Source organism: Sphingobacterium sp. UBA7253, assembly GCF_002472745.1.
In the GTDB taxonomy this organism is placed as follows: Bacteria; Bacteroidota; Bacteroidia; order Sphingobacteriales; family Sphingobacteriaceae; genus Sphingobacterium; species Sphingobacterium siyangense.
The window spans coordinates 1-13,777 of sequence record NZ_DKSP01000089.1 but is presented as its reverse complement, the minus strand read 5'-3'; the positions used below and the strand labels follow the sequence as shown (position 1 = coordinate 13,777).

General features: G+C 39.5%; 10 protein-coding genes. 4 read left to right on the top strand and 6 right to left on the bottom strand.

The features are described from left to right. The first annotated feature begins 98 nt into the window (after nucleotides 1-98). Nucleotides 99-695, top strand: a complete 597-nt coding sequence (locus tag B2X72_RS08625) for a ribonuclease HII (RefSeq protein WP_075990330.1) — start codon at nucleotides 99-101, stop codon at nucleotides 693-695. A 29-nt stretch (nucleotides 696-724) separates the two neighbouring features. Here B2X72_RS08625 and B2X72_RS08620 read toward each other — a convergent pair whose 3' ends face one another. The 5 genes from B2X72_RS08620 to B2X72_RS08600 all read right to left on the bottom strand — a co-directional run bounded on the left by B2X72_RS08620 (nucleotide 725) and on the right by B2X72_RS08600 (nucleotide 8,513). Next, complete coding sequence (locus tag B2X72_RS08620) at nucleotides 725-3,205, bottom strand: YfhO family protein (RefSeq protein ID WP_286849136.1); 2,481 nt, start codon at nucleotides 3,203-3,205, stop codon at nucleotides 725-727. A gap of 322 nt (nucleotides 3,206-3,527) precedes the next feature. Next, on the bottom strand, nucleotides 3,528-3,848 hold the full coding sequence (locus tag B2X72_RS08615) for a YbjQ family protein (protein WP_046673052.1): 321 nt from the start codon (nucleotides 3,846-3,848) through the stop codon (nucleotides 3,528-3,530). Nucleotides 3,849-3,851: 3 nt separating this feature from the next. After that, complete coding sequence (locus tag B2X72_RS08610) at nucleotides 3,852-4,538, bottom strand: potassium channel family protein (RefSeq protein WP_075990332.1); 687 nt, start codon at nucleotides 4,536-4,538, stop codon at nucleotides 3,852-3,854. Between the two features lie 110 nt (nucleotides 4,539-4,648). After that, on the bottom strand, nucleotides 4,649-6,439 hold the full coding sequence (locus tag B2X72_RS08605; protein ID WP_286849134.1) for a TrkH family potassium uptake protein: 1,791 nt from the start codon (nucleotides 6,437-6,439) through the stop codon (nucleotides 4,649-4,651). Between the two features lie 178 nt (nucleotides 6,440-6,617). Further along, nucleotides 6,618-8,513 carry a hypothetical protein gene (locus B2X72_RS08600; protein WP_286849131.1) on the bottom strand — a complete coding sequence of 632 codons (1,896 nt, stop codon included), beginning with the start codon at nucleotides 8,511-8,513 and terminating at the stop codon, nucleotides 6,618-6,620. 95 nt (nucleotides 8,514-8,608) lie between these two features. Between B2X72_RS08600 and B2X72_RS08595 the strand changes: the two genes are divergently transcribed. Then, nucleotides 8,609-9,646 carry a hypothetical protein gene (locus tag B2X72_RS08595; RefSeq protein WP_088163336.1) on the top strand — a complete coding sequence of 346 codons (1,038 nt, stop codon included), beginning with the start codon at nucleotides 8,609-8,611 and terminating at the stop codon, nucleotides 9,644-9,646. Continuing rightward, on the top strand, nucleotides 9,606-12,059 hold the full coding sequence (locus tag B2X72_RS08590) for a hypothetical protein (RefSeq protein ID WP_286849129.1): 2,454 nt from the start codon (nucleotides 9,606-9,608) through the stop codon (nucleotides 12,057-12,059). The genes B2X72_RS08595 and B2X72_RS08590 overlap by 41 nt, the downstream gene beginning before the upstream one ends. 89 nt (nucleotides 12,060-12,148) lie before the next feature. Here B2X72_RS08590 and rsgA read toward each other — a convergent pair whose 3' ends face one another. Next, nucleotides 12,149-13,069 carry a ribosome small subunit-dependent GTPase A gene (gene rsgA, locus B2X72_RS08585; RefSeq protein ID WP_201669779.1) on the bottom strand — a complete coding sequence of 307 codons (921 nt, stop codon included), beginning with the start codon at nucleotides 13,067-13,069 and terminating at the stop codon, nucleotides 12,149-12,151. A 106-nt stretch (nucleotides 13,070-13,175) separates the two neighbouring features. On the opposite strand from rsgA, the gene B2X72_RS08580 reads away from it, so the two are divergent. After that, the coding region (locus B2X72_RS08580; RefSeq protein WP_414711792.1) for a 5'-3' exonuclease at nucleotides 13,176-13,777 on the top strand (602 nt) is incomplete at its 3' end.

Below are 13,777 nucleotides of genomic sequence, written 5' to 3'. Positions count from 1 at the left end.
ATTAGTGTTAATTAGTGTAAACGGTCGATATTCACACAGAAGTTACAATAGATAACTCTAAATTTATTTGTATTTTCGGCTATTTTAAAGAACTGAACATGCTATTATCATATTATCAGGAGCAGTGGATAGAGGCCGGCTGTGACGAAGCGGGAAGAGGTTGTCTGGCAGGGCCAGTTTTCGCTGCAGCAGTGATTTTCCCCACAGACTACCATCACGAGCTTCTTAATGACTCCAAACAACTTAGTGAAAAAAAGAGGATGGCTTTACGTCCCATCATTGAGCGCGAAGCCCTTGCTTATGCCGTTGCGAGCGTTTCAGCAGAAGAAATAGATCGCATAAATATCCACAATGCAAGCTACCTGGCGATGCACAAGGCACTTGATCTCTTAAAGACCAAAGCCGAGTATATTATTGTTGACGGGAATAAGTTTATTCCATATCAGCAAATACCGCATACATGTATCATCAAGGGCGACGGGAAATATCTATCGATTGCCGCAGCTTCGATTCTGGCTAAAACTTACCGGGATGAATACATGGACAACATCGCCTTGGATTATCCCGATTACGACTGGCTCAACAACAAAGGGTATCCGACAGTTAAGCACAGAACAGCTGTATTGGCACACGGCTCCACTCCACATCATAGAAAAAGCTTTAGAATAACCGATCCGCAGCTCAAATTATTCTAAAGCTCACACAATAAAAAAAGAAACAGCAACTAAGCCGCTGTTTCTTTTTTATTCCCTCTAAAGGAGAAATATATCGCCGCTCCTATTCCCAATACAAGAACAATAGACGAGATTAATGTCAATAAATTACCAAATTTGTGTGACTCTGGATCAAAAACAAATTCTACCTTATGCGTTCCCGCAGGTAATTGCAGTGCTCTTAGGATATAATCCGCACGAATAATTGGCGTTTCCTTTCCATCCACATACGCTTTCCATCCTTTATCATAAAATACTTCAGAAAATACAGCAAAGGCATCATTGGCAGCCGTATATTCATATTGCATTTTATCCGGATGGTAAGATGTCAACTTAATCTCCCCTGTCGTTGAAGCATTCGAAGTTTTAGCCTTAATCTCATTTTGATATTGTTGATTCACAAACGCCTCCTTATGTGGATCAAAAGAACTGATTGCTTGCATCTCCTCGGCATTTCCTTTCACAAAACTTACCCGATCCACAAACCAAGCATTTCCTGCAGCTGTACTTCTTCTTACAATACGTTGCGACTGATTCTGAGGATCTGTCGTAATCAAATAACGTACGTTGAACATATCCAACACATCTTCATTAAGGGCACCATTAAATTGATTTTCCAAAATTTCCTGGAAGCGCATTAATTTTGCCGCATGGTATCCTCCTAAAGATTTGTGAAAATAGGATGGACGGGCATCCGAAAATGGGTCCGAAGTCAAGTCAAGAACGCGGTAGCTTGGATCTTTATCCATTAAGATCAATTGATCCACTTCACGTTGTTGGAATACTTGCTGTACTGTAGCCCCTTTCTCCATAAAAGATTTGTCATTCAAAAAGCGCTTATCTACACTCCATAAATCAAACAAGAATAAGACCAACAATGTCCCCAGTAATACACCTTCGCTCAGTTTCTTCTTTAAAAAGACCCAAACAAATCCAAAAGTTAGTAGAACGATGACAAAGGAACGATAGGCATCTTTGCTTGCGATATCTTTACGATCCAGAACCAACTGGTTTGCCAAGTCCGTCGCAAAGGCCTTGTCGCCTATCTGGTGCTCAAAAGTTGCTACTAAATTGCTATGCTCCGCATTCCTAAAACTTAAAAAGAGATCGGGCATCACGCCAATAAGCAGACAGACGCCACCGACACCAATAAAAGTATACAGCACTTTTTTATCTAAGTTTGGAATCTCCTTCGCCCGTGTCAAAAGCTCATTGACAGCCAGAATTGCCATCATAGGTACTGTAATGGAAACCACAACAAGAATGGATTCAACAGCCCTAAACTTATTGTACATTGGGAAATAGTCAAAGAACAGATCTGATACAAGTGTAAAGTTTTTTCCAAAAGACAAAAGCAATGCTAAAATGGTTGTTGCCAGAATCCACCACTTGAAGCGGTCCTTGACAATAACAAGGCCTAAAACAAATAGGAAGAAAACTCCGGCCCCAAAATACCATGGTCCCGAAGTGAAACGTTTGTCGCCCCAATAGGTTGGCATGCCTTGTGCCATCTGACCAGCTTGAATCTCCGATGCACCTCCTCGTTCCATTAGGAATTTAGCGACATGTGATTTTTCGTCCAATTGTCCGCCAGTTGAACCACCATAGGCATTTGGAATCAAAAAGGTAATGGTTTCACCAATCCCTTGGCTCCACTCATAGGCATATTCTTTATCAAGCCCTTTCTCTTTGCTGTTGTTATTATCAACCTTAGTAATATTGGCATGTCCACGCGTACTTAATTTACTATATTCCCAAGTTGGTAATAAAATTGATGCATTTACCATCAAAGCGATGACCACTGCGATAATCTGCCTACCCGATGCAATAAAAAAACCTTTTAATTGTTTTTGTTTAATTGCATCTACGAAAGTGAAAATCACGTATACCATCAGGACTATCAACAGGTAATAGGTTGTCTGCAAGTGATTTACACGAATCTCCAGCGAAAGAAACAGCGCCAATAATACAGGGCCCCACAATTTACTTCCCCGATAACACATAATAACCGCAGCAATAACGGGTGGAATAAATGCAATTGCATTAGCCCTTGTTATGTGCCCAGCTTCAATATAAATAAAATTATAGGATGTAAACGCAATGGCTATTGCACCAATTGCTGCCAACCAGGGTTTGATCCGTAAGACGCTAAAAAGGAAATAAGCACCCAGCAAATAAAATAGCACCGTATCCATTGGGCTCGGAAAGGCGAACTTAACCGCTTTTAAGAAATAGGTACCAATGTTATTCTCATTTTCTTGCCAAATTTGATAAGTCGGCATCCCGCCAAACATAGAGTTAGTCCATAAGGGCGCTTTACCATCCTTTGCCTTAAAATCAAATAATTCCTTCTGTGCCGCCTGCGCTTGTACCACATCCGACTGCGCCAGCGTTTTTCCTTGCCAAACAGGGGTAAAATAAAAAAACACGAGCACAATGAATATCGCTATAACAATCAAATGTGCCGAATTCGCCTTAAACCAATTTTTCATCCGTATAAATTTGTCATTTAAAGGTGATGAAGCTATCTCATTTATTCAACTCACGCTATATCGTTCATTCACAGCTGGCTTTTTGCTGTATTTATGCACGCATTACACACGATTTTGATAAATTCCGATGATTTCATTTATCCTCTTAGGTTGTTTAAAAGTCTTAAAAGCCAAACTTAGATAAATTTGTTTTTATATACAATTATAATTATCGCTCAGATTGCTGTTAGTGGAAAGTTTATAACAGGTATTCCATCCGATCGATCCATTTCACATCTTTTAAGCACTAAAAAAGCCCTATGTTATTTAGGGCTTTAAGTAATTAAGATCTCATTTTTACGGCCGTTCCCGTCGCGCCTACCATCATCATGCCCCCTGTTCCTACCGTTTGAAAGTCCAGTCGAACGCCAACGACCGCATCAGCACCCAATGCGCGTGCACGGTCTTCAAGTTCACGTAACGCCGCTTCACGTGTTTCCTGGAATGCGCGTTCATAAGAATTGGATCTTCCGCCAAAAAAATCACGAAAACCCGCCATCATATCCTTGATTGCGTTCGCTCCCAGAACCACTTCGGAAGAGACTATCCCCAAATAACGTTCAATTTGGTGTCCCTCAATAGTACCAGTTGTTGTCAATAACATATTTTATTCTCCTTTTTGAATTAACTTATTAATATTGGATAACTCCCCAAAAACAACCAAAATATCGCCTTCTTCCATGATCGTTTCCGAGGCAGCAATTCCAGAAGCTTCCTTTTGTTCTTTGGTCACACCGTCCTTCTTCGTTTCTGTGATCTTCACAGTGGTCAACACGATAACCTTGTATAAATTGGTCAGGTTCGCTTCACGTAATGTCATGCCCACATAACGAGCAGGCACTTTAGTCTCCACAATGGAATATTTATCCGAAACCTTAAACGAATCGACAATATCAATATTGTCCAAGCGCATCGCCAATCGTTCAGCAGCTTCTTCTTCGGGCATAATATATTCATTGATTTCCATTGCTTCCAAAACAGTCTTTTGTAAATCTGAAACGATACGACCAATGATACGTTTAACCTTCAACTGTTTTAAGAGGGCTACGGTCATGAGCGAAGCTCCCTCATCCTCTCCAATAGCAACAATGACAGCATGGGCATCTTTAAGGGGTAATGACGATACCGCTTCTCGGTCGGTTGTATCTAGGCATACCGTGTGCGTTATCTTGTCCTTGAGTTGTTCAACGATACTGAGATTTCGGTCTGCCCCAATCACCTCATGTCCGAGCTCAGTAAGATGTACTCCTAAAGAACGTCCAAAATGCCCCAATCCTAAAACAATATACTTCATATCTCAAACTAAAATAAATTTACTGTTATTTCCAAGCTCTCTTTCGATCTACCTGCTCATATTACTCCGATAAGTTCATCAAAAGTTAGTCAATACGCTTGTCGGTCTACCTAAAACAAGATCTTTTCTTCCGGAAATACAATATTTCTCCGTGTTGTATTTTTAATAAAAGCGACCAGCAGAGTCAGCATACCCACACGTCCGACGAGCATTGTTAAGGCAATAATCAATTTTCCGCCCATACTGAGTGATGGTGTAATCCCCAAACTTAATCCACATGTTGTATAGGCTGATAGTGATTCAAAGAGGAGTGCTTTCATACTCTTATCGGGATCTGTAAAAATGAGCACAAAAAAACTGAACCCTACGACGAATAGCGACAACAGAATAATCGCAAAAGCCTTGTTAACAGATTCGCCGGCTATCCTCCTTTTAAAAATCTCAATATATTCTTTTCCCTTAGCCAGAGAAACAATATTCAACAGCGAAACAGCAACGGTAGTTACCTTTACTCCCCCACCAGTAGATCCGGGAGAAGCCCCGACCCACATCAGAATCATAATCAAAAAAACAGTCGGTGGCCCGACAAAACTCAAATCAACACTATTGTAACCTGCTGAACGCGCTGCATTGGCCATAAAGAAGGACGTTGCCCATTCACCATCGAGTCCCCTTTCAAGAGAAAGGGTGTTCCCTCGCTCCAAAAAGTAGAAAAACAAAGTTGCGCCTACAATAATAATTGCATTACAAACCAGCACCAATTTAGAATTGAAGCTAAAGCTCCATGCTTTATGCTTATAGTTTTTCTTTGTGATCCAGCGGTGATAATAAAGCAATATGGACTCTTTAATATAGGTGTAGAAATTCAATACAATTCCAAACCCCAAACCACCAAGAATGAAAAGCGAAGATAACGCCAGCTGGAATGGGTAATTGAATTTATAGGCTTCATTGGTAATACCCCCTGATAAGATCGAAAATCCAGCATTACAGAATGAAGAAATAGAATGAAAGATCGAAAAGAAAACCATGCTCCCTAAATTTGGAAAATTAGCACTTTCTAAGGTACTAAAGATCAGTATGGCGCCAAGAAATTCAAACAGCAGCGTAATAAATATCATGGTCAATAGGGTTTTAATGACAGAGGCCACTTTATTTTCACCTAGAATTTCACCAAACATCAATTGATTCTTAAAAGAAAATCCGCCAGAGAAAAAATAGCCAAAAAAACCTGTAAATGTCATAATACCCAATCCGCCAACCTGTATCAAAACAATGACCACAGTTTGTCCGAACATGCTAAAATTGGTTGAAATATCGGCAACTGACAAGCCTGTGATACAAACAGCACTCGTTGCCATAAATAAGGCGTCCACAAAACTTAACGGAGCTTCTACCGTGGTACGGGGCAGCATCAAGAGTACGGTCCCGAGCAAGATAAGAACCAGGAAACTGATGACAAACAATATTGTCGGATTAAAATAAAAATTGTCAAAGAAAAGTGTGCTCTTCGATAACTCCGCGATAAAAATAAGATAGATTCCTAGATAAACCCACTGTTCTCTTGAAAAAACAGAAAGCGCTCCAAATCCTGCAAAACGGGCAATAAGAATAAATACAAAGTAAATGAGGATAACTAAGCCCGCGTAATGCTCAACAGCAATTTTTTTGAGTGCGTAAATGGAAGATGACTCGCGGAGAGCAATCATGAAAAATAGGACAAAGAAAAGATAATGAATTGTTTTACCAAGCAATTTCCCCAATGTAGGATCAGTAACATAGCCCACATTAAAAATAACGATTGCGGCGCAAATCATGCTCACATAGAACATGATTTTGTCTACAAGTCCATTTTTATATTTGAAAACAAATCGGATAAAACTTAAAATCGAATCTATCATAATGTCTCAAACTAAGATAAATCTGTCAATAAATGCAAATCTATCTCCGTTGTATTTTTTGGTGCGCTAACGAAGTCGACAATGAGGATTTATAAATACAGTATATCGCTTCCTCAACCATTTCTAAAAAATAAGGGCAACGGCACCAAACGGGAACCTTTCCACGTGAAACGGCCCCTCAATTTCCCGTTCCTTCTTTCTCGAGTTCCTTTTCGGCTTTTTCACGGTCACGCTTCCGCTTCTCTTCAATCTTTGCCGCCTCTTTGGCCTCATCTTCTTTTTCTTCCTTCAGCAACTCCTCCGGAGTTTTGTGTTTCTTAAATATACTTGAAATCATTTTCTTGGCCTTGCTGATTCCCCCAACGACTTTTTCAACTTTTCCAGCCGTATTCATCAGTTTAGCCTCCCGTTCTGGACCAAGGCCGACACATTGTTTAATTCCAACCAACAAAGTCTGCCACATCGCTTTAAAAAACGGATGATTGGGATCCCGACGCTTGTTAATATGCCCCACCGTATATTTACCGTATAAATCCGGATTGCCCGGATTAAATAAAACCTGATTAATCATAAAAGACAGCAGCCCCTTCTTTTCTCGACGACCATCATCACCTGCCTCTGACAGGATATTAACTTTGAGGTCGTCATAATCCATTTTAAAGGTTCCTTTACTACGGTAATCGTTAGCCCAAATGTCAAATGTAATCTGACTGAGATTGCCCGATTTAACTTCAACATTTAACAATGGACGAATCATTTTATTAACGACTGTTAGATCCATTTTCCCAAGTGTACCCTTATAGGTGTAGGCTCCAACTTTAGAGGTCATATCAAAAACAAAGTTGGTAGAAAGCTTACCAGCATTCATAAAATTGCTACTCAAATTTGCACGCATTAGCTTCTGTTTAAGCAATTTTGTCGAATCATTTGTCACATTCAATAGTGTTCCATAAGTGTGATCAAAAGTAATGGTTCCGATTTGACTATACTCATCACTCATTTCAGAATACGAAATTCCTATATTATCCAAAATCAATGAATCAATTCCCAGGCGTGTCGACATTTGCATTAACTTCATATGCGGAGCATTTCCAATCTGACTGGTTGGAGGGCTTTTATAATGCTTATCACTGTAAATCGAAAGTGAACCATTTTTTAAGCGTGCATTTTGTGCATATATTTTCTTATCCCGGGAAAGCTCGGCAAAATTGAATCCCGTCAAAAGAAGTGTGTCCATTTTCAGCACCATATAGCTTCCACCCTCTCCTTTCTTCCGGTAATAAGCCGCCTTATTCAGGGTCGGCTGATAAGCAACTTTAGTCAGCAGGACATTGCGGTTTTTACTATTGATTTTCAACTGATCAAAGTTTACTTTATAAAACCCATCCGGAGTTTTATAGGTAAAACCAGGCACCTCAATATCAATCATTTTCGTATGATAAAAGCGCTGCCTGTCGTGCTCAGAAGTTGAATCGATCAAAACATCATCTATCCGGACCTTGACCTTTTTGACCTCGAAATCTTGATAAACCCCTTTTTGGACTTGCGTATATCTAAAATCGATGTCATTCAAATTGACAGCCCGCACCTGAATTTTTTTCAGATTGTCCTTTATTTTCTCATACAGTGTTTTTTTAGGTCCCCTACTTACCGTATCATTATAACGATGTACCTCATTAATGACATGAATCGTTGGTCTTTCGACAGTGATATCATTCAGAAAAAGTTCCTTATCCATCAACACCCTCCGAATTCCAAAGCTTTTTATTTTCAGCCTATTGATGGAAATTTCGAAACGGTTATCTGGTGCTTTTTTGACCAGCTCCAACTTTTTATAGATGGAACTATCTGACACGAGATGCAGATTGTCTATTGTTATGTTACCTAATAATAGGTTGACGTGGATATCGTCGTATTTAATAGTATACAAATTGTCCGTTGCTTGAGACACCAGCTGTTTGATTTTAGTATCTAAAAGAGGCTTCCACTTATTGCTAAAATACCAAATACCTCCAGCCAATACCAATAGGATAAACGCTACAATACCAAGGATCCATTTGAAAATAGGCTTCATAAAGTCACAATCTCTTTGTAATTTCGTCTTTATTTTATTGAATAACAAACAAAATTAAGCCCATTTTGTTTGAATAACGACTAAATAAAGTGAATATGCTGCGTAAAACACAACTATTTTTATTTCTTGTACCGCTCTCTCTACTTTTTTTAAGTTCCTGCACCAAAACAAAGCATGAAACAGGCTTCTATTTTTGGAAGACAGTATTCCAGTTAGACACCGTAGAAAGCCGCTCTTTAAAGGAAATTGACGCGAAATCTATCTATGTCCGCATCATGGATATTGATTTCGATCCATCTGGTGTACAAGCCGTCCCTATTAGCCCCATTACATTTTCGCAGCCTGTCCCCAAAGAACAGCAGTTGATTCCTGTAGTATTTGTCAACCAACGTATTTTTGTGGAAATGGATAGCCTGCAGATCAGAGGACTGGCAAATAAAATTGTTCCGTTTGTGACGGCTAAAATACAACAAGCAGGAAAGGAAAAATTTACCGAACTCCAACTGGACTGCGATTGGACAAAGACATCCCGTGATAAATTTTTCTACCTGCTCACCTATTTACAACAATTGCCGGCCTTAAAAGATGTTGTCGTGAGCTCTACTCTGCGGCTACACCAGGTCAAAAACACAGTCACCAGCGGAATTCCGCCTGTGAAAAAAGCGATGTTAATGTGTTACAACATGGGAAATCTCAGACAATTTGGCAATCAAAACTCCATTTTAAATCAACAGGACCTCAAGACCTACCTAAGCGGAACATTACGCAACTATCCCATGGAAATGGATATTGCATTACCGCTATTTCAGTGGTTTGTCGTTTTCAGAAATAATAATTACATCGGTATTTCAAAACATATCAATGAAGAAGATCTCAAAAACTCGTCATTGTTTACCCATAACCCCAATACGAACCTCTATATTTTAACGAAAGATCTCCCAAAAGCAAACCTTAAAAAGGGAGATGTTATACGTTTTGAATCCATAAATCAGGAGGAACTCTTACAAACGGCAAAATTTTTGAAGGGAGAGCTGAAAGGAAAAGAACACCGGATTATTTTTTATCATTTAGATCAAGCTACACTAGCAAACCATGGCAATGCCGAATTACAAAAAATTATTGCTACTTTCTAGCACTACATTAACTTTCTTTTTTGGGGAGATTGCAACCAATATCGCCTGTGGTCCTGAAGTGGATCCTTACGACAATCAAACGACATATTATCTCCCCAATCTGGAGGACAATGGATTTTCTGCCTTTCAATTTATCCCCTACCAATTTCTTTATACGGAAGAAGCTCCAGTCAAAGAAAGTTTAATCAATGCCGAAACCTGGGCTAAACACTTAGGTTCGCAGGTCAAGGTTAAGGATATCGAACAATTGATGTACAATAGCAACGATGCAACCGCTAATTTAGCGAGCAATCAGCAAAAGTCGGCTTGGACAAACCTTCCCGATTCCATTAGAGGAAATACGTTCCTAAGCACGTTGATTGACGGAAAACATGAAGCTGAACGCGCGTATTTTATGTTCACCAAAAAGCAGGAACCTATCACGAATATTCAACATAACTATTGGGATCCGGATACCCGAAATTTCAAAGAAATTACACAATTTGCTGAGCTCGCCGAACAGCAGATCTCCAAGTACCCCAAAAATAGCTTTCTCTATATCCGTTATGCTTATCAAGCCGCCCGTTTATATCTATTTGGACAGGAATACGCTAAGAGCATGACGATCTATGAAAAGTACCTGCAATCCGCTAAGGGAGATGAAGCCATCCTCAATTGGGCACTATCCAACTACGCTGGCGCTGTCCGCAAAAATGGCGATGCAGCAAGGGCAGCTTATCTCTTTTCTAAATTATTCACTGCCAGTCCAGAAAGGCGCATCCTCGCTTATGCTAATTTCCATTATATCACAGCCAGTGATGCTGAGATATTTCAATATGCAAAAAATGATGCAGATCGGTTCAATATCAATGCTATCATAGGCTTTGGCACAAGTGACTATGCACTGAAATATCTGAGCGACTGCTATCAGCTCGATCCTGCCAACACCGTAAATGCCGTACTATTGGGACGCGAAGTCAATAAGATAGAAACAGAAATGAACGAGTCTTTTTACCTCAGTAGCGATAATTATAATTACTACAGTAAAAATGACGATAAAGGAAAGGTTAAACTACATCTGGATTCTCTTCGCAATTTTGCCCTAAAACTTTATCGCGACAAAAAATATGTTCAACCCCAATTGGGCCTTATTACTGCTGCCTACCTAAGCTGGATGAATAAGGAAAATACGTTAGCAAAAGAATACCTTTCCGAAATAAAAGATACTGACCTCAGTCCAAAATTGATTGATCAGCTTCAAATTACCCGATTACTTACGCAATTAACTGACTGGCAAAGCAGTAAACAACTAGATGAAGTTCAATTGACCAAAACGCTATCTTGGTTAGAAGAAAAAGCAAAACTTGATGGTAAAGAAGATATCCGCAAGCAAAATTGGGGATATAGTGCTTTCGAATATAGCAACTATAGCTTAATCTGCCGGAATATCCTACAAAATCTTGTCGTAAAACATTATTTGAATACACAAGATACCGCCATGGCTAGTTTAGCTGCTGTAAAGGCGGATGCCTTTTACAACTATGGCTTTGTGAAAGACTCGCTGGAAGATAATATGCAGTGGACAACAATGCACTTCTGGGAAAATAGCCTTACACCTAAAACGCTGTTAAAAATAAGAAATTTACTGTCGGATAATTCCCAACAGAATACCCTATCTAAATTCTTATTGAAGGATATCAAACATTTCAATAAAGATTATCTCACGGAATTACTGGGTACAACCTACCTGCGCGAGCTGGATTTCCAAAAAGCAGCAAAAACTTTAGCGGGACTTCCTAAAGACCATAAAATAAAAGAAATTAAAAACTGGTACGATGCGGATGAAAGCGATATTACACCGAATCCATTTATTGTAACGATAAATGATTACCCCAAAAAATATGGTAAAGAATCCACCACTAAGCTAAAATATGCTGAACGCATGGCACGCTTGGAAAATGCCATAAAAACGGAAAAGAACAACCAGAAAAAAGCCGAGTATTATTTCCAAATGGCCACAGGTATCTATCAGACAAGCACCTATGGAAATGCTTGGTCCCTGGTGTCCTATGACTGGTCGTCCACCGACAACCACGCAGCTTCAACACTTCACTGGCAACGAAATTATCTACAGACAAAATCAGCAAAAGAATGGTACAGCAAAGCGCGTACGCTGAGCACAGACAAAGAGTTCAAAGCGAAATGTACCTTTATGCTTGCCAAATGTGAGCAGAAAGATTTTGTCTATACCAATGAATCGCGTTGGCAATACTATGATTCGCCATTAAAGAATCCTTTCTATCGTTTTTCGATGCAAAATAAATACTTCAAAGAATTGAGCACACAATATAAGGATACGCCTTTCTTTACAATCGTTTCGCGGGAGTGTACCTATCTCCGTGATTTTTTAAATTTAACACAAGCGATACATTAAGGGCTTCATCCTACCGCGCTTTACAAAAAATAGCGCCTTCCTGATGTAAGAAGGCGCTATTTTTTTATAAAGATTAAGATTTATATAGATTAAGATCTACTATCCTCATTATGATATATACTGAGGTAGCTATCGTAGCGCGAACTCTCAATAGAGCCTTCTTCCACAGCCTCCATAATGACACAACCGGGTTCATTGATATGCCTGCAATTATGAAATCGACATTGATTCATCAACGCGCGCATCTCTGGAAAAAAATGGGATAGCTCCTGTTTTTCTATATCGACAATTCCCAACTCACGAATACCAGGCGTATCAATTAACTTCCCTCCAAAAGGAAGATCAAACATTTCAGCAAAAGTAGTTGTATGCTTTCCTTTGTCAGACCAATCGGAGATTTCACCAGTTTTCAACCCGTATTCAGGAACGATTGCATTGATCAACGTTGATTTGCCAACCCCAGAATGACCTGATACCAAGGTTATTTTATCTTTAAGCAGTTGCTTGACAACGTCGATATTGGTACCGGTTAACGCAGAAACCTCGAAACAGGGATAGCCAATATGTTCATAAATAGCTTTATAGTCTGCCAATATCTCCAACCCTTCATCACTAAAAAGATCCAATTTATTGAAAATAATTACGGCAGGAATTCCGTAGGCCTCCGTTGTTACTAGAAAGCGATCGATAAAACCTAAAGATGTTGGCGGAGAGGCAAGTGTCACCACTAAAAAAGCTTGATCCAGATTTGCTCCGATAATTTGAGTTTGTTTGGACAAATTGACGGATTTTCGAATGATATAATTTCGACGAGGTTCCAGTTCGTGAATGACCGCACTATCCTGATCAGGTTCCACATCAAAATGTACCCAATCCCCCACAGCAACAGGATTAGTCGTTTTTATTCCTTTAGTACGAAACTTTCCTTTAATACGACAATCGTATCTTTTATCATCTTCGCCCAAAACTTGATACCAACTACCTGTCGATTTAGTTACCAGTCCTCTCATAAATCCTGTTGCATTAAATGTGTCATAGTACAAAAATCGGAAAAATTTATTAAACTTACCCTTTGATGAATTTCTTACCTTTGTAAGGAGACTAAAATTCAATTTTGTGAAAAAACTATTTCTTCTAGATGGAATGGCTCTGATATATAGAGCTTATTTTGCATTGAGCAAAACTCCCCGAATTACCTCAACAGGGTTAAATACAGGAGCAATCATGGGATTTACCAATACCCTATTGGATGTATTGAAAAATCAGCAACCTTCCCACATAGCAGTAGTGTTCGACACGGCGGCACCTACCGCACGACATATTGAATTTGAAGCTTATAAAGCACATCGCGAATCTATGCCAGAAGACCTTGCGGCCTCTATCCCCTATATCAATCGCTTAATTGAGGGCTTCAATATTCCGATCATCACCATGGATGGTTACGAGGCCGACGATATTATCGGTACGCTGGCAAAAAAGGCTGAAAAGCAAAATTTTCAGGTCTATTGCATGACACCGGATAAAGATTTCGGGCAACTTGTGTCTGAAAATATCTTTATCTATAAACCTGCACGCATGGGTAATGGAGCAGAAGTACAAGGTGTCAAAGAGATTCTTGAAAAATGGGAAATTTCTGACGTTTGCCAGGTCATCGATATCCTTGGTCTTTGGGGCGATGCCGTCGACAATATCCCTGGTATACCTGGAATTGGAGAAAA